Origin of the sequence: Bradyrhizobium sp. 41S5, assembly GCF_011516665.3 — a bacterium.
Classification (GTDB): Bacteria; Pseudomonadota; Alphaproteobacteria; order Rhizobiales; family Xanthobacteraceae; genus Bradyrhizobium; species Bradyrhizobium quebecense.
Genome location: NZ_CP083721.1, coordinates 902,237 through 926,014, shown reverse-complemented (window position 1 = coordinate 926,014; position 23,778 = coordinate 902,237). Strand labels below are relative to the sequence as shown.

Annotated in this window: 18 protein-coding genes; 11 read left to right on the top strand and 7 right to left on the bottom strand. The window is 64.3% G+C overall.

What is annotated here, in order from left to right; genetic code table 11:
- Positions 1 to 6: 6 nt before the first annotated feature.
- Complete coding sequence (locus HAP47_RS04420) at positions 7 to 1,800, bottom strand: potassium/proton antiporter (RefSeq protein ID WP_173639280.1); 1,794 nt, start codon at positions 1,798 to 1,800, stop codon at positions 7 to 9.
- 221 nt (positions 1,801 to 2,021) lie between these two features.
- Between HAP47_RS04420 and HAP47_RS04415 the strand changes: the two genes are divergently transcribed.
- The 4 genes from HAP47_RS04415 (at position 2,022) to HAP47_RS04400 (ending at position 6,952) form a co-directional block, all read left to right on the top strand.
- On the top strand, positions 2,022 to 3,338 hold the full coding sequence (locus HAP47_RS04415) for a mechanosensitive ion channel family protein (RefSeq protein WP_173639281.1): 1,317 nt from the start codon (positions 2,022 to 2,024) through the stop codon (positions 3,336 to 3,338).
- A 169-nt stretch (positions 3,339 to 3,507) separates the two neighbouring features.
- Entirely contained in the window at positions 3,508 to 4,332 is an 825-nt protein-coding gene (map, locus tag HAP47_RS04410; RefSeq protein WP_092122802.1) for a type I methionyl aminopeptidase, read from the top strand.
- Between the two features lie 107 nt (positions 4,333 to 4,439).
- Positions 4,440 to 5,203, top strand: a protein-coding gene (locus tag HAP47_RS04405) for an IS5 family transposase (RefSeq protein ID WP_173637509.1) whose coding sequence is annotated in 2 segments (ribosomal slippage) — positions 4,440 to 4,775 and positions 4,778 to 5,203 — 762 coding nt in all. Because the reading frame shifts where the segments join, the coding sequence is not laid out codon by codon here.
- A gap of 90 nt (positions 5,204 to 5,293) precedes the next feature.
- Positions 5,294 to 6,952 carry an ATP-binding protein gene (locus HAP47_RS04400; RefSeq protein WP_173639282.1) on the top strand — a complete coding sequence of 553 codons (1,659 nt, stop codon included), beginning with the start codon at positions 5,294 to 5,296 and terminating at the stop codon, positions 6,950 to 6,952.
- Here the strand turns inward: HAP47_RS04400 and HAP47_RS04395 are convergent, their stop codons facing one another.
- Positions 6,953 to 7,672, bottom strand: a complete 720-nt coding sequence (locus HAP47_RS04395) for a DNA-3-methyladenine glycosylase I (RefSeq protein ID WP_173639283.1) — start codon at positions 7,670 to 7,672, stop codon at positions 6,953 to 6,955.
- Positions 7,673 to 7,796: 124 nt separating this feature from the next.
- Here HAP47_RS04395 and radC point away from each other — a divergent pair, with 124 nt between their 5' ends.
- Both radC and glgX read left to right on the top strand, forming a co-directional pair.
- Positions 7,797 to 8,510 carry a RadC family protein gene (radC, locus tag HAP47_RS04390; protein WP_173639284.1) on the top strand — a complete coding sequence of 238 codons (714 nt, stop codon included), beginning with the start codon at positions 7,797 to 7,799 and terminating at the stop codon, positions 8,508 to 8,510.
- Positions 8,511 to 8,839: 329 nt separating this feature from the next.
- Positions 8,840 to 10,996: a glycogen debranching protein GlgX gene (glgX, locus tag HAP47_RS04385; protein ID WP_173639285.1), complete on the top strand. Its 2,157-nt coding sequence runs from the start codon at positions 8,840 to 8,842 to the stop codon at positions 10,994 to 10,996.
- Here the strand turns inward: glgX and HAP47_RS04380 are convergent, their stop codons facing one another.
- On the bottom strand, positions 10,997 to 11,944 hold the full coding sequence (locus tag HAP47_RS04380; RefSeq protein ID WP_173639286.1) for an AraC family transcriptional regulator: 948 nt from the start codon (positions 11,942 to 11,944) through the stop codon (positions 10,997 to 10,999).
- A 469-nt stretch (positions 11,945 to 12,413) separates the two neighbouring features.
- On the opposite strand from HAP47_RS04380, the gene HAP47_RS04375 reads away from it, so the two are divergent.
- The 5 genes from HAP47_RS04375 (at position 12,414) to HAP47_RS04355 (ending at position 18,107) form a co-directional block, all read left to right on the top strand.
- A complete protein-coding gene (locus tag HAP47_RS04375) occupies positions 12,414 to 13,349 on the top strand; it encodes a helix-turn-helix domain-containing protein (protein ID WP_231168753.1) in 936 nt (311 codons plus the stop codon).
- Positions 13,350 to 13,542: 193 nt separating this feature from the next.
- Entirely contained in the window at positions 13,543 to 13,842 is a 300-nt protein-coding gene (locus HAP47_RS04370) for a hypothetical protein (RefSeq protein ID WP_173639288.1), read from the top strand.
- Between the two features lie 330 nt (positions 13,843 to 14,172).
- Complete coding sequence (locus tag HAP47_RS04365) at positions 14,173 to 16,038, top strand: sigma-54-dependent Fis family transcriptional regulator (protein WP_173639289.1); 1,866 nt, start codon at positions 14,173 to 14,175, stop codon at positions 16,036 to 16,038.
- 81 nt (positions 16,039 to 16,119) lie between these two features.
- Entirely contained in the window at positions 16,120 to 17,703 is a 1,584-nt protein-coding gene (locus tag HAP47_RS04360; protein WP_231168752.1) for a hypothetical protein, read from the top strand.
- The gene (locus HAP47_RS04355) at positions 17,703 to 18,107 is read left to right on the top strand and encodes a hypothetical protein (protein ID WP_173639290.1); all 405 of its coding nucleotides are present in this window, start codon (positions 17,703 to 17,705) and stop codon (positions 18,105 to 18,107) included. Before HAP47_RS04360 ends, HAP47_RS04355 begins: the two co-directional genes overlap by 1 nt.
- Positions 18,108 to 18,116: 9 nt before the next feature.
- Here the strand turns inward: HAP47_RS04355 and HAP47_RS04350 are convergent, their stop codons facing one another.
- The 4 genes from HAP47_RS04350 to HAP47_RS04335 form a co-directional block, all read right to left on the bottom strand.
- A complete protein-coding gene (locus tag HAP47_RS04350; RefSeq protein WP_173639291.1) occupies positions 18,117 to 18,872 on the bottom strand; it encodes an SDR family oxidoreductase in 756 nt (251 codons plus the stop codon).
- Positions 18,873 to 19,187: 315 nt separating this feature from the next.
- Positions 19,188 to 19,742 (bottom strand): flavin reductase family protein, encoded by a 555-nt coding sequence (locus tag HAP47_RS04345; protein WP_173639292.1) that lies wholly within the window; start codon positions 19,740 to 19,742, stop codon positions 19,188 to 19,190.
- An 80-nt stretch (positions 19,743 to 19,822) separates the two neighbouring features.
- Complete coding sequence (locus tag HAP47_RS04340) at positions 19,823 to 20,923, bottom strand: LLM class flavin-dependent oxidoreductase (protein WP_173639293.1); 1,101 nt, start codon at positions 20,921 to 20,923, stop codon at positions 19,823 to 19,825.
- Between the two features lie 223 nt (positions 20,924 to 21,146).
- Complete coding sequence (locus HAP47_RS04335; protein ID WP_173639294.1) at positions 21,147 to 23,486, bottom strand: mechanosensitive ion channel family protein; 2,340 nt, start codon at positions 23,484 to 23,486, stop codon at positions 21,147 to 21,149.
- Positions 23,487 to 23,778 lie beyond the last annotated feature (292 nt).

Here is a 23,778-nt window from a genome sequence, read left to right as displayed (position 1 = left end):
CGCGGCTCAGACGCCGGCGACCGATGCCCAGATATCGGCGAGCTTGCGCCGGACGGTCTGCATCCGCGTCTGTGGTGCGACCTCCTCCTCTTCCTCCGGCAGGCGCAGACCGACGACATTGACGCGGCCGCCGCTGATGCTGCGCGCCACCAGCACGATCTCGTCGAGCGCGAGCTCGGCACCTTCCTTCGGCGCGCGGTCGAGATTGATGTCGAAATAATCCGCCAGTGTCAGCCTGGCCTGGTGCTCGTCGACCTTGACGCCGTAGATCTCGGCGAGCTCACCGAGCGTATGCTCGCCGGACACCATGAAGTCGCCGAGCAGATGCGGATCGGGCGCGCTCGACGGCGCCATGTCGACGAAGAAGCGATCGAGTGCCTCGGCGCGCTCCGGCGGCGCCAGCAGGTAGATGTAGTCGCCGGGCGCGACCGGATCGGCCTCGACAGGCGTCAGGATCCGCTCGTCGCGGATCACCAGCGTCGGCTTCGACCAGGACGGGATCAGGCCGCGGCGGAAATACAGGCTCTTCGGCCGCACTGGATAGCCGACCAGCTGCTGCTCGAGCTGCCCGGGCAGATCCAGTTCGACGCGGCGCGGGCCGCGTTCGGCGCGCGGCAGCGCGACGTGCAGCCGCCGTGCCGCCGGCGCCAGCGTCCAGCCCTGCAGCAGCAGCGAGATGATGACGACGACGAAGGCGACGTCGAAATAGAGATAGGCCTTCGAGAGGCCGACCAGCATCGGGATCGAGGCCAGGAAGATCGCGACCGCGCCGCGTAACCCGGTCCAGGCGATGAAGACCTTCTCCCGCCAGTTGAACTTGAACGGCGCGAGACAGATCAGCACCGCCAGCGGCCGCGCCACCAGCATCAGCGCGAATGCCACCAGCACCGCGCCGCCGGCGCTGGAGAGCAGGCGATGCGGCGACACCAAGAGGCCGAGCAGCACGAACATCACGATCTGGGCCAGCCAGGTCGCGGCGTCGAGGAACGTCACCACCGAATTATGCGCGCGGGTCGGCCGGTTGCCGATGATGATACCGGCGAGATAGACCGCGAGGAATCCCGAGGCATGCACGATCTGGGAGCCGCCGAAGATCACCAGCGCCGCGGTCGTGACGAACGGCGCATGCAGGCCCTGCGGCAGCGCGACACGATTCAGCGCGATCACCACCAGCCGGCCGCCGATCACCCCGATGATGGCGCCGAGCACGGCTTCCTGGATGAACTCCATCGCGATGTGCGAAGCCGAGCTCTGGCCGACCGAGATGAACTCGACCAGCATCAAAGTGAGGAAGATCGCGAACGGGTCGTTGGTGCCGGATTCCGCCTCCAGCGTCGCGCCGACGCGCGGGCGCAGGCGCAGGCCCTGGGTGTGCACCAGGAGGAACACCGCCGCGGCGTCGGTCGAGGCCACGACGGCACCGACCAGCAATGACTCGGTCCAGTTGAGGTCGAGCACATAGCGGGCGACCGGCGCCGTGATCAGCGCGGTCAGCAGCACGCCGGCGGTCGCCAGCATCATCGAGGGCGCAAGCACCGTGCGGATGCTGGCAAACCGCGTCTTCAGTCCGCCGTCGAACAGGATCAGCGCGAGCGCCACCGAGCCGACCAGATAGGTGGTGCGGACGTCGTCGAACTGCAGCCGCCCGGGGCCGGAGTCGCCCGCCAGCATGCCGACCAGCAAGAACACCAGCAGCAAGGGGGCGCCGAACCGCAGCGCCAGCAGGCTGGACAGGATGCCGGCCATCACCAGCACCGCACCGAGCAGGATCGCTATACTGACGGAGTCGAGGGATGCCATGCGCCTTTGGAGGTCTCAAATACTTGCAATTGCATCCTTATCGTCGCCACACTGGGACGCCAACCGATTTCTGTCCTAAGCGGCAATGTGCCCGGTCTCGTGAGCTCTAGGTCGCCTCCACACTGTGGTGTATCGATGGTCGCGTGCGCGCCTTTGTGGGATTCTCGCCGTACCTTCGAATCACATTTGCCTGACCCGCGCTTCAAGTTGAGATTTTGCCGATGGACATGAGCTGGAAGGACGTCCTGGAATCGATCCAAATGGCGGCGCACTCGGTCGGCGCCGAGATCGCCTCGCCCTGGTTCTACCTGCAGTTCGGCATCATCCTCGCCGCCGCGGGCCTCGCTTACGCCGCCGATACCGCCATTCATGCGCGGGTCAACATGTCGTCGCTGGCGAGCCGCTGGCCGTTGCCGCTCCGGCACTTTGCCCGCGTGATGGTATCGAGCGCCTCCACCGCCGTGTTCGCGATCCTGATGGTGATCTCGCGCATCGTGATGTGGCACGCGACCTGGCCGAGCCGCAGCTATTTGATCGCGGTCTCCGCCAAGCTGGCGCTGGCCTGGCTCGTGATCCGCCTCGTGACCTCGGTGATCGACAACGCCTTCATCGTCAAACTGGTCTCGATCGCGGCCTGGGTGGTCGCCGCCCTCAGCATCGTCGGCCAGCTCGACTGGGCGGCCGATACGCTGGATTCGTTCGCCGTCGTCGTGGGCGGTCTGCGGCTGACGCCGCTGCTGCTGATCAAGGCCGGCGCGGTGCTGATCCTGGCGCTGTGGCTGAGCAATATCGCCAGCAATTTCATCGACGGCCAGATCACCCGCTCGACCGACCTGACCCCGTCGATCCAGGTGCTGCTGGTCAAGATCATTCGCATCGGCCTGATGGTGATCGCGGTCGCTATCGCCTTGAGCGCCGTCGGGATCAACCTGTCGGCGCTTGCGGTGCTGTCCGGCGCCGTCGGCGTCGGCATCGGTTTCGGCCTGCAGAAGATCGTCGCCAACTTCATCTCGGGCATCATCCTGCTGGTCGACAAATCGGTGAAGCCGGGCGACCTCGTCACCATCGGCGACAGCCAGGGCCGCATCAGCGCGATGAAGACCCGCTACATCTCGGTCGCCGCCGGCGACGGCCGCGAGTTCCTGATCCCGAACGAGGACCTGGTGACGCAGAAGGTCACCAACTGGACCTACACCGACAAGAACACGCTGGTGAAGATCGCTTTCGCCGCCAATTACGACGCCGATCCGAGGCTGGTCTGCAAGCTCGCGATCAATACCGCTACGGCCCACGCCCGCGCGCTCAAGGGCAAGCCGCCGAACTGCATCCTGACCGAATTCGCCGAGCTCGGCATGAAGTTCTCGCTGACCTTCTGGATCGCCGATCCCGACGGAATGGACGGTGTGAAGAGCGACGTCATGCTGTCGCTGTGGGACGCCTTCAAGCAGCAGGGCATCAAGGTGCCCTACCCGGTGCGGGAACTCCGGATCCGCGGCGGCGCGCTGCCGGTCGAGAGCGCGGTCGAGGTCTCCAGCTAGCGCTTCAGGACGGCCTTTTCGGACAAGCGGCCGCGGCTGTTCCGGATTTGGCCCGGAAAATCAAGCCGTTTGAGCATTGTCCCCATGCCCAACCTTGGCTTGCGCCGGGCGCGGCGATCATTAAATTAGGGCCTGAAATCAGCCCCTTGCCCGCAGAAACATCCCGACCATGAGCTATATCGACGCCACCGACACCTCGCTTCGCAAGACCGGCCAGATCAAGCTGCACGGACCGAGCGGCTTTGCCGGCATGCGCAAGGCCGGCGCCCTGGTGTCGAAATGCCTCGACGCACTCACCGACATCGTCAAGCCCGGCGTCCCGACCTCCGTGATCGACGACTTCGTCCGCAAGTTCGCCTTCGACCACGGCGCCTATCCGGCGACGCTGATGTATCGCGGCTATCGCTATTCGACCTGCACCTCGATCAATCACGTGGTCTGCCACGGCATGCCGGGCGACCGCCCGCTGAAGGAAGGCGACATCGTCAATGTCGATGTCACCTTCATCGTCGACGGCTGGTACGGCGATTCCAGCCGCATGTATGCGATCGGCGCCATCGCGCGGAAGGCCGAGCGGCTGATCGAGGTGACCTATGAGGCGATGATGCGCGGCATTGCCGCCGTCAAGCCCGGCGCCACCACCGGCGATATCGGCCATGCCATCCAGAGCTTCGTCGAACCGCAGGGCATGAGCGTGGTGCGCGACTTCTGCGGCCACGGCCTCGGCCGCCTGTTCCACGACGAGCCGAACATCATCCATATCGGCCGCCCCGGCGAAGGCGCTCCGCTGAAGCCCGGCATGTTCTTCACCATCGAGCCGATGATCAATCTCGGCAAGCCGCATGTGAAGATCCTGTCCGACGGCTGGACCGCGGTGACCCGCGACCGTTCGCTGTCGGCGCAGTTCGAGCACTCGGTCGGCGTCACCGCCGACGGCGTCGAGATCTTCACGCTGTCCGAGCGCCATGGCGAGAAGCCCTGGGTTCAGGTTTAACGCCCTCATTGAGGCCCCGAGCAAACCACCCGAGCTAGGTGGTGTGGACTCTAAGGATTCCCTTTTAGGCGCAAATCAGATTCAAGACTGCTTTTGGGGAGGCAGTCTTGGGTGTGATGGACCGTTTGGTATTGAGCGACGCGGCTTGGGAGCGGATGGCGCCGCTGATCATAGGTCGCCCCGACCAGAAGGGCTCCACTGGGCGCGACAATCGGATGTTCGTGGAAGGTGTACTTTGGATTGTTCGCACGGGCTCTCCCTGGCGTGATCTCCCGGAGGCGTTCGGGGATTGGAACAGCGTGTTCCGGCGCTTCAGTCGATGGAGCATCAAGGGCGTCTGGTGGCGGATCTTCGAGGCGATGTCCGATGATCCGGACTTCGAATATCTGATCGTCGATTCCACCATCGTCCGGGCGCATCAGCACGCCGCCGGCGCCAAAAAAGGGGGTCTGAAGATCAGGCGATCGGCCGCTCGCGCGGGGGGCTGAGCACCAAGATACATATGGCCGTTCGTGGCTTGGGATGTCCCGTACGGTTCGCGCTGACCGCAGGCCAGCAGGGCGATGCACCGCAAGCTGCCGCATTGATCGAGGGACTACCTGCCGAGGTCGTCATGGCCGATACGGCCTATGACGCCGATCATTTGCGCCAAGCCATCGCCGCCAAGGGCGCGCTCGCCGTCATCCCCAACAACCCGTCACGCGCACTCAAATACCCGCTGGACAAGCACCTCTATGCCCAGCGTCACCTCGTCGAATGCTGCTTCTCAAAGCTCAAGCAGTTCCGCCGCGTCGCAACCCGCTTCGAAAAGACCGCCCGAAATTATCGCGCCGTCGTCACTCTCGCAGCCATCGTCCTTTGGATGCGGTAAGTGTCCACACGACCTAGAACACGCAGCGGTTGCCTGATACAAAAACTGCGTGTGCCGGGTATGGCTGGCGCGTCGGGGGCTGGTCGGGGCATGTGGTTCAAGGTTGAGCAAAAGCGGTCGTCGGTCGGACAGAAATACGTCGTCAGATGTAACTCCGAGATCGCTGGCAAGCCGGTCGTGGAGGAGCGATCCGCCAAGGGCACGACAGAAGCACGCAAGACCGCGGAAATCCTGGCCTCGACGCTGAATGTCACTGCGACGGTTTACGGCACCGATGCCGACGGTGAATTCGTTCACGGCGTTTATGAAGTCTCGGAAGGCGCAGCCGTCGCCACCAGCCCACTAATCAGGCGACTGTTTGCCGAATCGGCGGCGGCCTCGCTGACGCTAAAGGATCAGCTGCTCGCCGATATCCCGGAAGACACGATCAAGGGCTTCGCCACGATGTCCGCCGCGCTGGGCTACATTGTTGCCCAGCATAAGCAGATCAAGCGCGCGGCCACGCCGCAGATCGGTTACTCGACGCTGTTTCGCATTTTCTGCGGCAGTAGCGATGCCAACACGCTCTCTTTGTCGACAAACGACGCGACGATTGCGATTCTGACGCGAAAACTGTCGGATTTGCCAGGATGGATGTGGCTCAGCGAACTTCCGGGCCTTGGCTCCGCAGAGCGGAGCGCCGTCATCCCCGCTTGGCGGGCAAACAAGGTGACACTCACCATCGACGGCGAGTTGCAGGTGATCCGGCCACGGACCGTGTTTCGAGGTACGGTTCCCGAAACCGGCGCGCAGTTCATGCTGGTGGTCCAGATGGGCGAGCGCAGGCTCGGTCAAGCCCCGCTCGACAGCGTCGGATTGGTCTATCGCGAGGAAGACGAGAGTGCTGTCGTCGCGACCGTTCGCCAGTTGCTGCTGGAGTCCAATCCCTTCAAGGACCGGGTTGTGCTGATCAACCGTGACCTGCGGACTGTCCGTTCGAAAATGTCCGACCGCTCCTGGAACGATGTCGTTCCGCACGAACACGTTCGCGCCGAACTCGATTTCATCGCTGCGTCGATCCGCAATCGCGAGATGCTGAAGGCCGAAGGCCTGACCATCAAGCGTGGACTTCTGCTGTCCGGACCGCCCGGTGACGGTAAATCCACGGCGATCGAGTGCTTTGTCAACGATATCGCCGGTGAAGCCACCGTGCTCATCGTGGAGGCGGTCGAACACATTCGGGCGGTATACCACCTCGCTCAAACATTGGCGCCGGCTGTCGTGATCCTCGAAGACCTCGACTTGATGACCAAGAGCCGACAAAATCCCTACTCCTACGCAGCGACAAGCAAGGACGATCTCACTGGCGAACTGCTTCAGGTGCTGTCGGGAGGCTCCGCTTACGACGACATCGTCACGATCGCCACGACAAACCATCCGGAAGCCATCGACGAAGCTCTGGCCAAGCGTGCGGGACGGTTCGATGCGCATATCCGGATGGGTTATCCAAGTGAAGCCGACAAGCAGCGCATTCTCGACCTCTATCTCGATCGGTTCGGGGTGAACGACGAACTGACGCGACGGCGCCTGCAACAAACCCTGAGCCGAGATCTGGGACGCCTCCACCTCGTCCCGGCACATATCGAAGAGTTCGTTAAGGCAGGAATCAAACGTGCTCGATTAGCCCACCGTCCGCCTGAATATTTGGACTTCGAACCAGGGATCGAAGCCACCAAATCTATTGCAACCCAGAAACCGGCAGCATCCTGATCAATAATCGCTCCGCGTACGCCTCTCAATCTCCTCGGGCGGATGGTTTTCTCCGATCGACATCGCGCAGATCCGCGACAGATGCAGATAGGACAGCCCGGTCTCCTCCGCCCAGGCGTTGAACTGCGCCTGCACCTTGGCGAGATCGCGCTTCGACTTGACTTCCTCGGCAATATCGAGGCCCGCATCGCGCAGACAGGCGACGACATCGCGCGAGGTGACGAAGCCGTCCCAGCCGAGGAAGCGCAGCAGCATCTGCCCGGTGTTGCCGCCGAGCCGGCTGCCGCGCTTGGTCAGCAGATCCAGCAGCCCGATCTCGTCCGATGACGGCCACGCTGCGAGGAATTTGCCGAAGCTGCCGTGCTCGCGCGCGATCTCCTGCACGAAGCGGCCATTGTCGCGCACCGACATGATCTTGGCGCCGTTGCGCACGATCCTGGTGTCACCAGTCAGCTTCTCCCAATATTCGTCGGGCTTGAATGCGAGCTTGGCGGGCTGGAAGCCGAGAAAGGCGTCCTCGAAGCCAGGCCATTTGGCGTCGATCACGCTCCAGGCGAAGCCCGCGCAGAACACGCGCCTGGTCATCTCGGCCAGCACGCGGTCGTCGCCGAGCTTTGCCAGCGCCTTGGCGCCCGCCGGCGGCCGCAGCAGTTTCTCGAGCGCCTTCGGCCCGCCCTTGCGCTTCTCGGCGCGCGAGCGGATCACCTTGAATGATGTCACGCCGCCCTCCCCCTCTTCGATCCTGAACGTTGCAGGTAACGGTAATTCGCCCGCCGCACGGTGGCAAACCGGGACATTGCATCGCCCCTTGCAAAACGCGGCAGGCACGGCATGGTTGTGGCCGATGCCCGCCAAACCCGACGCCAGCAACGACGACACCAGTGAGACGCCGCATTATCACGGCCATCGCGAACGGCTGCGCGAGCGCTTCTACGCCGCCGGGCCGGACGCGCTGACCGACTATGAGCTCTTGGAGATGGCGCTGTTCGCCGCGATCCCGCGCCGCGACACCAAGCCCTTGGCCAAGGCGCTGTTGAAGAAGTTCGGCTCCTTCGCCGAGGTCGTGCATGCGCCGGTGGCGCGGCTGCGCGAGGTCGACGGTGTCAAGGATGCCTCGATCCATCAACTCAAGCTGCTCGCCGCGGCAGCGGGCCGGATCGCCAAGGGCGAGATCAAGCGCAGCATCGCGCTGTCGTCCTGGAACGACGTCATCGACTATTGCCGCACCAGCATGGCGTTCGCCGACAAGGAGCAGTTCCGCCTGCTGTTCCTCGACAAGCGCAACCAGCTGATCGCCGACGAGGTGCAGCAGACCGGCACCGTCGATCACACCCCGGTCTACCCCCGCGAGGTGATCAAGCGCGCGCTGGAATTGTCGGCAACCGCGCTGATCCTGGTGCACAACCATCCCTCCGGCGACCCGACCCCGTCGCAGGCCGATATCCAGATGACGAAAGCAATCGTCGAGATCGCAAAACCGCTCGGGATCGCCGTGCATGATCACATCATCGTCGGCAAGAACGGGCATGCGAGCTTCAAGGGCATGAAATTGATGTAGTCTCGCTCGTTGAGACGGTCACCCATTCCCTCTCAACCGAAGCGTCGACACGGAGAAGCCGATCATGTCGAAAGGTCCCAGCGCGATTCTCGCGTCCGATGAGATCGACGCGATCGCGCGTGACGCCGTTAAAGAAGGACAGGCGGGCCGCACGCAGGCGGCATCGCAAAAGATCCAACCGCTGCGAAACGCCCAGCGCCACCAGGCTGAGGCCCTGCCTTGCGTCACACGATCCATGACAACTGCCGCTAAACTGGCCAATGCAACGTTTTCCGCGCGGCGGCGTTTGTTGCAGGTTGATTTGTCAGTTCCAGGGCTTGGGGGGACCGATGTCCGATTTCGTGATCGAGGAAGGGCTGCCCTATCCGCTGGGCGCCCATTGGAGCGGCCACGGCACCAACTTCGCGGTGTTTTCCGCCAACGCCACCAAGGTCGAGATCTGCCTGTTCGACGGCGAGCGCGAGACCCATCGCTTCGAGCTGCCGGAATATACCGACCAGGTGTTTCACGGCTTCATCAACGGCGTACAGCCCGGCACGTTCTACGGCTATCGCGTGTATGGCCCCTACCAGCCCGACGGCGGCCACAGGTTCAATCCGAACAAGCTGCTGCTCGATCCCTATGCCTGTGCCCATGCCGGCAGCCTTACCTGGAATCCGGCGGTGTTCGGCTACAAGATGGAAACCGGCGACGATCTCACCTTCGACGAGCGCGACAGCGCGCCGTTCATGCCGAAATGCGTGGTGGTCGATCCCAACTTCGACTGGGTCCAGGAGGCGCAGCGGCAGGACGTGCACTGGGACGAGACCGTCGTCTACGAGACCCACGTCAAGGGCTTTACCGGGCAGCATCCGGGCATCCCTGAAAACCTGCGCGGCACCTACGCGGGCTTCGGCACGAACGCGGCGATCGATCATCTGAAGGCGCTCGGCATCACCTCGGTCGAGCTGCTGCCGGTGCATTCCTTCATCAACGACAGCAACCTGCTGGAAAAGCACCTCACCAATTATTGGGGCTACAACACGATCGGCTTCTTCGCGCCGGACCCCCGCTACGCCGCCGACGTGCCGAACAGCCTGCGCGAATTCAAGGAGATGGTGTCGCGGCTGCATGGCGCCGGCCTCGAAGTCATTCTGGATGTCGTCTACAACCACACCGCCGAAGGCAATGAACGCGGCCCGACGCTGTCATTCAAGGGCATCGACAATGCGAGCTATTACCGGCTGCTGCCCGACAAGAGGCGCTACTACATCAACGACACCGGCACCGGCAACACGGTGAACCTGTCGCATCCGCGGGTGATCCAGCTGGTGATGGACAGCCTGCGCTACTGGGCCGGCCACATGCATGTCGACGGCTTCCGCTTCGATCTCGGCACCATCCTGGCGCGCGAGGTCTATGGCTTCGACGAGCAGTCCGGCTTCCTGAAGGCTGTAAACCAGGACCCGCTGCTCGCAACCGTCAAGCTGATCGCCGAGCCCTGGGACTGCGGCCCCGGCGGCTACCAGGTCGGCGGCTTTCCGCCCGGCTGGGCGGAGTGGAACGACAAGTACCGCAACACCGTGCGCAATTTCTGGCGCGGCGAGGCGGCGCCCGGCGCGCTGGCGCCGCGGCTGCTCGGCTCGCACGACCTGTTCAACCGCGAGGGTCGCCGCACCTGGGCCAGCGTCAACTTCATCACCGCCCATGACGGCTTCACGCTGAACGACTGGGCGAGCTACAACAACAAGCACAACGAGGCCAACGGCGAGAACAACAATGACGGCTCGTCCGACAACCACTCCTGGAATTGCGGCGCCGAGGGCCCGACCGACGACCCCGATATCCGGGCTTTGCGCGAACGCCAGAAGCGCAACATGCTGGCGACCCTGCTGACCTCGCAGGGCACGCCGATGCTGCTCGGCGGCGACGAGTTCGGCCGCACCCAGCGCGGCAACAACAACGCCTATTGCCAGGACAACGACATCTCCTGGTTCGACTGGAATTTTTCCGACGACGCCAACAAACTGCTCGCCTTCACCAAGCGGATGATCAAGCTGCGGCGTGACTATCCGATCCTGCGCCGCAGCCGCTTCCTCTCCGGCGATCGCGATTCCCAGCTCGAGATCCGCGACGTGGTCTGGATCAACAGCTCGGGCGTGGAGATGACGCAGGCCGACTGGACCACCGGTTGGATCAAATGCTTCGGCGTCGTGCTCGACGGCCGCGCCCGCAAGACCGCGATCGCGCGCGCGGGCGAGGACGACACCGTGCTTGTGATCCTCAACAGCTACGAGGGCGAGGTCGACTTCAAGCTGCCGCCGACGTCCGCCGGCCAGCAGTGGTCGCTGCTCGTGGATACCAATGCGCCGGAGCAACCGGCGGGCGCGCAGTTCGCGTTCGACAGCACCTGCAAGGTGGCCGGCCGTTCGTTCGTGCTGCTCACGGCGGGTGAGGTGAAGCGATCAAGCGAAGATAGGCCGAACGCCGGCGGCAGCGTCCGTTGACTAGAAGCCGCGCGCCCGCGCGAGGGTTTCCGACGGCATCTCGCCATAGGCCTTGCCGTAGCATCTGGCGAAGTCGCTCATATGCCAGAACCCGTTGGCATGCGCAGCGGCCGTCACGGTGAGAAGCGGGCTGCCTTTGACCAGCAGCTTGCGGACGGACCACATGCGCTTCGACCGCAGGTGTTGATGCAGGCTCACACCACAGACGTGCTGCACAGCGGTCTGGAGCGTCCGAACGGAGACGCCGAGCGTCTGTGCGAGGCTGCTGCTGTAGAGATCGGCCTCGCCGGCCACGGCCACCAGTTCATCAAGGCGCTCGACAAGCTTCCGATGCCGGTCGAACGAACCGGGCAGCGCCTGCCTGACGCTGTCCTGGACGAAAACGCTGTCGAGCCCGGCGATCAGCGTCTCCTGGATGTGTCCGCTCAGCAGTTCGAATTGCCGGAGATCCCGGCAGTCCGACGCCAGGCAGAACATGTCCAGAATTGCCGACCGCAGCGCCAGCATCTTCCCCGGCGCCAGCCTGAACAGCTCGATTCCGTCATCGAAGTCGGCCCAGCCGCGATTTCTCATATCGGACCCGAAGCGGAGCATCAGATAGGTGTTTGCGTGCCGTTCGACGACATCCGCGGGCGCCTGGCCACGAATGACGCCAATCGTGGTATCGCCGACCTCGCTCCCGTTCATCGTTGCATGGAATGCCAGCGGAACGACGAGCCCCACGCCGCGACCGGCTCCCAGGTTGCCTTCCATCCGCCGGGCGAACGACCGTTGCATCACCAGAAGGCAGTCTGGAAGCGCCAGAACACTGCGCGAAACCGAAATCGGCTCCGAATGCAGCGGAGTACTGTTGATCCTGCCAAGCACATCGTTGGGACGAAATTCGTCGAAGCTGCCGAAGCGCTCGACGCACAGGATCGGTGATGGGGTCAGCCAACGGACAGGCATCGTAGCCTCCTAGCCCGGCTTCCATGGATATCTGCATAGCGACATGAGCTGAAGCTCCGCGTACATGGCGCGAGAGATACGCAAACGGGCTTAATCCGCCTTTAGTACGATTCTTGCCAGCCGCATCGACGCCGGATGACCGCCTCTAAAGCGCGATGAGATCAGGTTGAATCGTCATCGCGCTTTAGCTTCTTGTTCCGCCCTGACCACAATCGATCATGCCCCCGAGCGTTGGTCGCTTGGCCTTTGATGAGGGACAATGGAGTTGCTCACTGGTTTGTCCGGGTAGTGCCAACTCGCAAGACCCCCGGATGGCAATTTCCGGCTATCGTGGCACTGGATGTACTTTCAGCCGAGATTCCGGCCCCTTCGATAGTTAGTGATATAATCGAGAGTCTGTCGTAAACTTGCTCGTCCGGACGAGGGATTCGAATTGGCTGGCGCTGCGTATCTTGAACGATATCCAGTGGTGAGGTCGCGTGACAGCGAGTTTGCGCGCGATCGGCTTTTCACGGCCTTTGGTGCAACCGGCTTCGATTGCCGTGACCACGATTTCGGAATCCACGCCAACTACGTGCGCCTGACGTCCATCGGCGCGGCCTTCTGTTCCTACGATTGTGCGGCGTCGCTATCGTTTCCCGAGGCGGATCTGCTGCGTCAGTTCTTTTCCATTCAGGGGTCCGCCAATTTCAGCACAGCGAACGCGAGCGAGCCGATTGGCGCATGGAGTCCGTTCATCTCGGCGGAATCACGGCTGAGGCTCGACTTCTCCCCTGGCTACAGGCAACTCGTCATCAGGATTGATGCAGGGGCGCTTGAGCGCTCGCTCAAGAACCTTCTGGGCGATGCAAGCGACCGGAAATTGGTCTTTGCCGGCGACAACCCGGACCCTGCGCACATGTCGTTCCTTCGCCACGACGTTTTCAGATTTGCAGAGGAGCTTGAGCGGTTCGGCGCCGATTACTCTTCTGTCGTCCTCTGCGAGATGGAGCGAAACCTCATCCTCAAGTTCTTGCTCGCTCACAGACATAATTTTTCGGACCAATTGCAACGTCAACCGTCGAGTGCCAACCGCGCAGTTGTCGACATGGTCGAGGCGTTCATCGAAGCCAATTGGGACAAGCCCATCGACATCGAGAGCCTCGCCCGGCTGGCCAATGTCAGTGTCAGGACGATGTTTCGCGAGTTCGCCCTGGCAGGTCGTGCATCGCCGGGGCAGTTTGCCAAGCACGTGCGACTTCAGCGCGCGGCCGAGTTTCTGAGATGGCCGAACGAGCAGACGAGTGTTACCGGCGTCGCCTTGAAGTGCGGATTCCAGAGTCCGGGTCGCTTTGCTTCGGAGTATTTGCGCGTGATCGGAGAACTGCCGTCTGAAACGCTGAAGCGTTCAAGGCAGCGATGGTGAAAGACCCAGGAGCAGACTTTGGCTTTTGAGGTCCTCCGCACCCCCGATTGCGCAAGGCACGGGCTGCCGATCGAGCCAACATTAAAGTCTTTCGATCTTACTGAATTCCGATAGGTCGGTTGACCAAACGGTTAGGGCCGGACCGGTTAGATCGTTTTCCGATGACCGATGATTTCATTCCGGAGCTGGCAGAATGTCGAACATCGTAAGCTTTCAAACGCACAAGCGTCGAACGCGCGGCGTCGAACTACACACCCAACCTGCGATCGCCCTGACTGTGGAGGCGTCCTCGCCCGAGCGATGGGCCTCGAAAGCGCAGCAGACCCGCGAAGCGCTCCAGGAGGTTGTTTTCGCTCTGCAGATCAATCACGCACGCACGTGCACGATGATTGAAAGGATTGAAAACTCGGAGAGCCGGAAGGCTCTGCTGGATCAATCCAGGCAGATCGCGACGCTGATCGACCTGGCCTGGTCGAGGCTCCGTTACATCTAGAGGCGCCAGCCCTTCGCCCGCTTCTGCCGGGATGCGCTCCCTCCATCGATCCAGTTTCCATTGCAATCGCATCTCGAGGCGGCTGCGATCACCGATCATTGAGCGGCCCGATCTGCCCTCGGGTGCGCCGATGGCACAGCCCGGCAGGAGGTCGCCTGCCGGGCTGTGCCAGTCCCAATCATTGACCGCGCCGCGCGCCTGTCCGTCCAGGCACCGCATTTTCGGCTGATATTCCCACCCCAAGGCCCCCTCCCCGCGACCCCGTCGGCCAATTGACATTCGCTGTCGGGGTGCGAGACTTCACGGAAAATTAGGGGTGGAGACCTCTGGATGGCCAATCTTTCGGCCTCAAATCACGTCGCCCGTGTTTTATCGGCGGCCAATCAGGTGGCCGGCGTCGACACCGAGGCGCGGATTGCCGCGTCCTGGCGGCGCTGCGTGGTCAATCACAACCTCGATCCGGCCCGGCGCGGACCGCCGCAGACCCTGACCGAAGCCGAGGTCCGGCACATCGCCGAACCGATGGAGGATTTGATCCAGGTCGCGATCCCGGAGCTCGAGGACCTTGCCCGCGTACTCCACGACTCCGGCTACTGCGTCAACCTCGCCGATCCAAACGCCACGATGCTGGTGAGCCGCCTGCCTGGAGGCGACTACGCGCGGATGTTCCTGGAGTGGAAGATCTACACCGGCTCGAACTTCGCCGAGACCTTCGAGGGCACCAACGGGCTCGGCACCGCGCTCGCCGAGCAGCGGCCGATCATCGTGCATGGCGACGAGCATTTCCGCGAGCAGTGGCACATGTTCACCTGCGCGGTGTCGCCGCTGTTCGACCATGCCGGCCGGCTCGCCGGCGCCGTCAACATCTCCTCCTGCCGCAGCGATCTCGGCCGAAGCGCGCATGAACTGGCGCTCGCCGTCACCGCGGAGGCGACGCGGCGGATCGAGCAGTCGTTCTTCCGCCGGCGCTACCGCGCCTCATGGATCGCGACGCTGCCCGGCGATGGCCATGGCATGCTCGCCTATGACGACGACCGCCGCGTCGTCGGCGCCTGTCGCACCGCGCGCGGCGAGTTCGGGCTGACCGATGCGATGATCGATGACGGCATCGACCTGTCGCATCTGATTCAACTGGACGATCGCGCGACGCGGGCCGCGGACGAACCGGTCACGCTGCGCCGGGCCGACGGCACGCCATGGGGCCGCGGCCGCGTGGCGCCGCCGGTGCGCGCGCGTGTCTCCCGCCCGCTGCCGACACCATCGCGCGAAACGCCGGCCGGACAGTTTTCCGGCCTGCACCGGCTCGCCGGCCGCGATCCCGTGCTGATCAAGGGCGTGAAGCGGCTGATGACGGTCGGCAATCTCGATCTGCCGATCCTGCTGCGGGGCGAGACCGGCGCCGGCAAGGACGTGTTCGCGCGCGCCATCCACGCGGCGAGCAACCGCGCCGGTCGCAACTATGTCGCGCTGAACTGCGCGGCGATGCCGGAGAGCCTGATCGACGCCGAGCTGTTCGGCTACGAGGCCGGCGCCTTCACCGGCGCTCGGCGCGAGGGATCGAAGGGGCTGATCGTGCAGGCCTCTGGCGGTACGCTGTTCCTCGACGAGATCGGCGACATGCCGCTTGCGCTACAGACGCGACTGCTCCGCGTGCTGGAAAACCGCGAGGTCTGGCCGCTCGGTGCACTGAAGCCGGTCGCCGTCGACATCCGCCTGATCAGCGCCACCCATCGCGACCTCGCGCGGATGGCGGAGGGCGGCAGCTTCCGCTCCGACCTGTATTATCGGCTGCGCGGCATGGAGATCCGGCTGCCCGCCCTGCGCGAACGCGCCGACCGCAGGGACATCATCGCGCAGATCGCCGACGAAGAGGCGCCGCACTGCCGCATCGCGCCGGATGCCTGGACCCAGCTGGCGGCCTATCCGTTCCCCGGCAACATGCGCCAACTCCGCCACGTGCTGCGGCTCGCAGGTGCCACCGCCGAGGGCGGCGTCATCACCGAGGCCGATCTCGACCTGCCGCCGTTCGGCGCACGCAACGTGGGGGCCGATCACGCGGCGGCCGATCGCGCCGCGATCGTCGAGGCATTGCACACCAATGACGGAAGAGTGACGGACGCTGCCAAGGCGCTCGGGCTCAGCCGCGCGACGTTGTACCGGAAGATCAAGGCGTTAGGGATCGAGCTGGACAGCTAGACCGGAAGCGCACCTCCTGTTCCGGCCGCGCGGGAACGGTGTTATCGTACGCCTTTCATTCAACGCCACGGAGCGGGTCCCATGACACGGTTTCCCTTCGCTGTGGTCGTTGGCCTGGTTGCCGCGACCATTTCGCAGCCTGCCGCCTCGGATTCTACTGAACAACGATTGGGCAAGGTCCATTTTGCAACATCCTGCAAACCGGAAGCGCAGGAGGCGTTCGATCGCGCCATGCTGTATCAGCATTCGTTCTGGTACAGCGCATCGCGACGCACCTTCGAGGAGGTGCTCGAGGCCGACCCGCAATGCGCCATCGCCTATTGGGGGATCGCGCTCAGCTATCTCTACAATCCGCACGGGCCGCCGCCGCCGGAGAACCTTCCGCTCGGCCTCGAAGCCGTGAAGAAAGGCCAAGCGCTGGGTGCGAACACCCCGCGCGAGCGAGAATACGTCGACGCGATCGCCGCGATGTATGTCGACTATGACAAGGTCGATCACCGCACGCGCGTGCAGAGATTCCTCGCGGCCGAAGAGCAGGTCGCGACGCACTATGCCGACGATGACGAGGCCCAGATCGCCTATGCGATCACGCTCAACGTCGCGGCATCCCCTACCGACAAGACTTATGCCAACCAGCTGAAGGGCGCGGCGCTGCTCGAGCCGATCTTCAAGCGCCAGCCCGAGCACCCCGGCATCGCCCACTATCTGATCCATCTCTACGACTATCCGGCGCTCGCGGAGAAGGGCCTCCCCGCGGCGATGCGCTATGCCAAGATCGCCGAACGCGCGCCGCATGCACAGCACATGCCGTCGCACATCTTCACGCGCGTCGGCTACTGGAAGGAGTCGATCGCCTCGAACAAGGAATCCGCGCGCATCGCCAAGGAAGACGGCGAACAGCAAGACCAGGCGCACGCGATGGACTATCTGGTCTACGCCTACCTGCAACTGGGCCAGGACAAGGAGGCCCGCGCGGTGGTCGACGAGCTCGGCAAGATCGAGTTCAAGCAAGATCGGTTCGCCGGGCCTTACGCGGTGGCGGCAAGCCAGGCCCGCTATGTGTTCGAACGCGGCGACTGGAAGGGAGCCGCCGCGCTTGAAGTGCGTCCGACCAAATACGCCTATGCCGACGCCATCACCTATTTCGCGCGGGCGGTCGGCGCCGCACGCTCCGGTGATCCGGCAGCCGCCAAGGCCGATGTCGCCAAGCTCGCCGAGCTGCGCGACAAGCTGAAAGACGCGAAGGACGCCTACTGGTCCAACATCGTCGACATCCAGCAGCAGATCTCGAGCGCCTGGGTGCTGTACGCCGAAGGCAAATACGACGAGGCGCTCGGCGCGATGAATGCCGCCGCGGAGGCGGAAGACAATACCGAGAAGCATCCCGTCACCCCGGGACCGCTCGCGCCCGCGCGCGAGCTCTACGCCGCGATGCTGCTCGATCGCGGCAAGGCCCCCGACGCGCTCGCCGCCTACGAGGCCGTGCTCAAGAAGGAGCCTAATCGGCTGGCGGCCTATGTCGGGATGATCAAGAGCGCCAGGGCGACCGGCGATCAGGCCAAGACCCGGGAATGTGCTGATCACATCGCCCGGCTCACTGCGGATGCGGATCTGTCGAGGCCGGAGCTGATCGAATTGCGCCAGACAACCGGGAGCAAGCTGTGATGGCGCTGACGACATGGCGCAACGGTGGAGCGGCGCTGCTCGGCGCCGTTGCGCTGTCTCTTTGCCACGTGCTGTCGCTTGGCGCGATGGAGATCCTCGGCCAGGCGGGCGTGCTCGGCGAATGGGAGCTGACCGGGCATCTCACCGAAAGCGCGCCGGGGACGCCCAGGCAATTCTCCGGGCCGCTGAAGATGAAGCATGTCGGAATCTGCACGCAGGACGGACCGGAGGAACGCGCCGGCGAGATCCAGCTGCAATTCACAGGCACGGATTCGCAGGTCACGGCCGAACTGGTGCTGGACGGCGCGCCCTGCACCTACAGCGCCCGCAAGACGCACAATTACGAGGGCACGCTGTCCTGCAAGGGCCGCGCGCCCGTCCCGCTGCTGGTGTGGCTCAAATAGAAGTTGCCGTCAGGCTGTCGGCCGCGAGCGGCGCAGCCATTCGTTCAGATCGATGCGGCCGAGGCGCGCCTCGCCCAACGGCACCAGCGAGTGCTCCTCGACCCGGCCGCCCCAGTAGAGGGCATCAGGGTCTCGCACCACCTGACGCGGGTCGCCGATCGTCTTCAGGTAGCGGGCGACGATTTCGTTGAACGGCGCGCGTTCCGGTCCGGCAATCTCAACGATGCCGTTGTGCGGCGCCTCGAGCGCCACATCGGCCACAAGGGCGGACACATCCTCCGCCGCGATCGGCTGGAATAGGCCGGGCGAGAGCCTGATGGTGTTTCCAACTGCACCCGCATCGGCGATGGCTCCGATGAATTCCATGAACTGCGTCGCACGGATGATGGTGTAGGGAATGCCGGACGCCTCGATGAGTTTCTCCTGGGCGACCTTGGCGCGGAAGTATCCGTTCTCGGGCGTGCGGTCGGTTCCGACGATCGACAGCGCGACATGGTGCTTGACGCCGGCCGGCTTCTCCGCCGCCAGCAGGTTGCGGCCGGAAGTCTCGAAGAATGCCATCACCGCCTTGTCCTCGAATGACGGAGAATTGGCCAGGTCGATCACGACAGCCGTGCCGGCCAGTGCCTCCTTGAGCCCCTCGCCGGTGATGGTGTTGACGCCGCTCTTCGGCGAGGCGGCGACAACGTCGTGGCCGCGTTGCCGCAGAATGGCAACGGTCCTGGAGCCGATCAGTCCGGTGCCGCCGATCACAACGATCTTCATGATTTGGTCTCCCTTGTCGATGACCAGAGATCTGGCGATCTCGGGACGAACTTGTGCTTCAAGCTTGCCGGCGGCAAGCGCTACGAGCGCAGCGGTTGATCGACATATCGACGAACGTTGCGGGCTCGCAAAGCGAGATCGCGCGGACGTGCAGCTGACGAGGAGAGTTGAAGAACTCGAGCCGCCGTATCGATCGCTCTTGCATGCGCGACGGCAATTATATCATGCCGCTCGCGTTGATGGCGCGTTCGTCAAATTGATCAGGATTGGTCAGCAGTGCTGATTGACTCGGGAGCCATGCCGCTCGTCGCGGCTTCAGGAAAACTCGTTCCAGCTGACCCGACGCGCGTCGAGGTCGCCGAGCACGACCGGGTCATGGATGTTGCGCACGCTCTGGAAGCCAGAGCGCAGATAGATCAGCGGATCGACCGTGGTCACGGCGCGCACATGCTGGACTTCGCCGATGAAGATCGAATGGGTCTTGGTCTCGAGCTCCTGCGCCAGGACGCAATCGAACGCCGCGACGGCATCCTCCAGCACCGGGGCGCCGGTGGCGCCGGTGGTCCAGCGGCCGAAGCCAAAGCGGTCGTCGCCGTTGACGCCCTTCTGGCCGGAGAAGGTCAGCGCCAGCAGCGCGTGGTCCTCGTTCAGGAAGTTGATGACGAAATGGCGCTCGGCGCGGATGCGCTCATGCGCGCTGGCATTACGGTTAACGCAGACCAGCACCGAGGGCGGATTGTCCGACAACGAGCAGGCCGAGGTCACCGTCAGGCCGGTGCGCTGCCCCGGCTCGCGGCCGACCGTCACCAGCGCCACTGCGCCTGCGCAATGCCGCATCGCCTGCTTGAAACTCTGTGCGTCGACCGTCATGCCCTGACCCTGAACCGAAACAATTTCCTCAAACATATGCGAGGCAGGGTGCGAGGCAAGCCCCGCACCCCGCCTATCTGTCATGCAGCCTTCTCGAACTCGGCGCCGAGATGCTTGAGCCGCGGCATCACCTCGTTCTTGAGCAGGTCCAGCGAGTGCCGCCAGGCTTCCGGCTTGTGCTTGTAGTCGAAGCCGAACACGCAGAGCACGCCGAAGCCGCCGACCTCCCGGTAGATCTTCTCGATCTTCTCGGTGACCGTCGCGGGCGAACCGACGATCCAATTCCGGCGCGCGCAATATTCGACGGTGACGTCGCTGTCGGGCACGTCGGGCGCGTGCTTCAGATAGTCCTTGAAACCAAAGTGGCCGAGCAGCGGCAGGAAATACTCGCCCATCATCCGGCCCATCATGTCGCCGGTCGACAGCCTCCACGCCTCCTCATCGGTATCAGCTACGAACACCTCGCGCACCAGCCGCCAATCCTTGCGGCTCGGCTTGCGGCCGGTCTTGGCCGCGCCGGCTTCCACCGAGTCCCAGTGGCTGCCGACATAGGCCGGGTTGAGGTTGAGGCTCATCGGGATGAAGCCGCGCTCGCCGGCGAGCTTGAGCGTGTCGGAATTCTTCGACAGGCCGGCGACGCCGATCGGCGGATGCGGTGCCTGCTGGGGCTTGATGTGCGGCTTGAGAAAGTCGAACATCGTGTCCGGCTTCGACACCGTCCAGTACTTGCCCTTGTGCGTCCAGGGTGCGGGCTCTGACCACATCTTCAGGATGATCTCGAGCGCCTCGCGGGTCATGTCGCGGTTCTGCCCGGACATGCCGTCGACATTGAACATCGCCCAGTCGCTCGGCAGGCCCGAGGCGGCGACGCCGAAGTTCAGCCGCCCGTTCGAGAGATGGTCGAGCATCGCCACGCGATTGGCGAGTTCGGCCGGGTGATGATACGGCAGCAGGAAGCCGCCGGGCCCGATGCGGATGTTCTTGGTCTGCAGCAGTGCCTGTGCGACCAGCAGGTCGGGTGACGGGTGCGGCTCCCACGGCGCGGTGTGATGCTCGCCGATCCAGGCCTCCTGATAGCCGAGCTCGTCGAGCCAGCGCAGCGTCTGCAGGTCCCAGTCGTGGCCCTCTTTCAGTCCGCACTCCGGCGGGTGCGAGGGCATGGTGAAGTAGCCAAGCTCCATGTGCGTTTCCTTTTCGCTTGAGATTCAGTCATGCAATGCGTCTTGCCGCGCATTCGAAGATGCATTGAGCAAGCGCTGTGCCAGCCGTGGAAATCGCGGGAGAGGAGGAGAAAGGCGGCGTTTTCGGTCAGGTGCAAGCCATGCCTCGGGCCCGGCGAGGCCCTTGCCGTCTCACCGTCGCGAGACAGTGTCGCAACGATGAGACGCAACGCGGTGTCGCAAATCAGCCCGCCGCGCGGCGCGGCAGCTTGTTGGAATCCGGCTCGGAGGGCGCGGGAAGCTGCATCAGGATGGTCTGGCCCATCGAGGCGATCTCGATGCCTTCCTCCTGGAAGCGCCGCTTCATGCGGCGGTTGAACTCGCGCTGCACCGACCAGCGGCCGCCGTCGGTGCAGCGGATCTGGCCGACGATGGTCACGACCGACCCGTCGACCTTGTCGACGCCCCACAATTCGAGATCGCCGCGGATCAGCGCGCGATACGCCGTCTCCTGACGCATCCCGGCGACGATGTCCTTCAGCACCTCGCCGGCGCGGTCGGTGTCCTCCTTGTAGGACACGTTGACGCTGACCGCGGCATTGCCGGCGCCGCGGCTGGCATTGGTGATCGTCGTCACCGCGCTGAACGGCACGATATGCACCGAGCCGTCGCCGGCGCGCAGCCGCATGGTGCGGATCGAGACATTCTCGACCACGCCCGACAGGCCCGACACCGTGACGGTGTCGCCGACCTGCACGGTGTTCTCGAGAAGCAGGAACAGCCCGGTGATCAGATCCTGCACCAGCTTCTGCGAACCGAAGCCGATCGCGATGCCGACGATGCCGGCGCCGGCGAGCAACGGCGCGACGTTGACGCCGATCTCGCTGAGCGCGGTGAGCCCGACCACCGCGACGATCATGCAGAACAGCACGGTGCGCAGCATCGGCTGGAAGGTGCGCAGGCGCGCGGCGCGGGCGAAATGCCCCTCGCGCGACAGCGTGTCGATCTGCCGGTCCATCAGCGCATTGGCGACTTCCCAGATCACCGCCGCGGCGAGCGCGGCAATGCCGATCGTCATCAGCGCCGAGATCAGGCGAGAGCCGATCTGGCCGCCATAGAACCAGACGATGGCATCGACACCCCAGACCTCGAGCAGCGCGACGAAGCCGACCAGGGCGATCACCGCCGTGACCACCTTGCGCAGCAGCGGCAGATAGCGGTTGGCGCGGGTCTCCAGCCCCGGGAAGCGCTGCATCAGGTCCGGGCTGATGCGGAAGCCGCGGTCGATCAGGCTCAGCACCACCATGGTGACGAGCCGGATGACCAGCAGCACCGCGACGGTGCCGACGAAATATTGCAGCAGCAGCGAATAGCCGTTGCGGATGTTGAGCGCCCACACCGCCCACAGCGCGAGATCGAGCGCGATCGCCAGCACATGCCACAGCGAACCGAGGCGATTGCGCGTCCGCGCCGCGAGGCCGGTGCGATCGGCCGGCGCGCGGATGACGTCGGCGACCTGCCGGCGGCATTGCAGGATGATGACGACGATGAAGAGATGCACCACCAGTATCACAAGCCGGAGCAGCGCGGCGTAGCCGGCGTGGGACAGCCCAAGCAGCAATGCGACATTGGCTAGGCAGATTCCTGAGACCCCGACGGCGACGATGCGCCGCGCCCATATCTCGATATAGGCCGCGGTCTCGGCACGGACGCGGACCAGGCCGAACGGGCCGGCCAGCGCGCGCACCGCGCAGATCAGCGCGCGCGAGAAGGCATAGGCGTTGATCACCGCGAGGATCACGAGCCGCGTGGTCGACTGATTGCCGATCTCGGTGCTGAGCAGCGCGGCGGCCACGCTGAGAAACACGACCACCGGCAGCAGCTCGAGCACGAGGCGCCCGAGCACGAAAGGCAGCCGGACCAGCGACTGCCAGGCCCGCGCCAGGCTGAGCCGGCGGCGATACAGATCGCCCTCCGGCGTGACGTCGGCAACCGACGACGGCGGATCGGCGCTGGCGAGCGCCTGCACCGGCACGCGCGCGGTCTGCGGCAGCCGCGCTTCGAGGAACGCAACCGGCCGCTTGATCAAACGGAACACCACCCATTCGGCTGCCAGCGCGCAGCCGAGCACCAGCGCCAGCTTCCAGGCGATGTCGATCATGAGGCCATAGGCGGCCGGATCGTTGGCGGTGCGCAGGAACCAGTAATAGAACGCCGGAAAGTGCGTCAGCGTGCGCGCCACGTCGGCGACCTCGCGCGACATCTCGCCAACCTGCTCCGAGACCATCAGCAGAAGCTGCGCGCCGAGGCTGTCCGCACTGAGCGGGATCCGCGAATGCTGCTCGGGCGCCGGCTGCGCGGCCGCCTGCGGCGAGGCATTGGCGATGGCGCGCAGCGTGTTGATGATCTCGCCGCGCTTCTTGTCGTCCTGCAGCGTCTCGAGCGCACGCTTCGCCTGCTCCGGCGTCAATGCGTCGCTGGTACTGGGTTGCGGCGGCGCCGGCTTGGCGACCGGCTGCGCGAGCGCGGGCGAGACGAACAGGGCGAGGATGAGGAGAAGCGCAAAGCGAAGTTTGTGCGACACGAGGGCCTCTTATTAAAATAATTGCGCGACCGCAGATCCCCGGGAGGACTCTGCTCTCGCGCTCGCGCCATGTCGGATAGCCCTTTTCGCCTTGATGATGTGTCGGAAGTTTGCCGCCGCGACGACCATCTCTTGGCATTTGCCGCAACACGATCGTCACAGGTGTTGAGCGGCGTTTACGCATGGAGGTCGTTCTCGGCCGAGCGGGCCGATCTGCGCGCTACACGCCAGGGCTGAGGCGGGACAATCTTTCGCTTGACGTGCAGGGCGCGCCATGATGTTCTTATTTTGT